At 66.5% G+C, this 245-nt stretch carries 1 protein-coding gene; it reads left to right on the plus strand.

Annotated features, from left to right (window positions below):
* Positions 1 to 245 (plus strand): hypothetical protein (locus MFF64_RS37235; protein WP_238194096.1); only part of this gene is annotated, 245 nt, incomplete at both ends.

Raw genomic sequence — 245 nt, forward strand, 5'->3', positions numbered from 1 at the left:
GCGCCCGTGGTGCGCACCCGCAAGGGCGAATTCGTGGACCTGTTCGAGTCGCTGAACTCGCAGGGCTATTCGCGCGTCCGGGTCGACGGCGTGGTGCACGCGCTGACCGATCCGCCCAAGCTGAAGAAGCAGGAGAAGCACGATGTCGAGGTGGTCGTGGACCGCCTCGCCGTGAAGCCGAGTTCCAAACAGCGCCTGACCGATTCGATCGAGACCGCGCTGCGGCTGGCCGACGGCATCGTGGT

Origin of the sequence: Methylobacterium frigidaeris, from assembly GCF_022179185.1 — a bacterium.
Taxonomy (GTDB): Bacteria; Pseudomonadota; Alphaproteobacteria; order Rhizobiales; family Beijerinckiaceae; genus Methylobacterium; species Methylobacterium frigidaeris.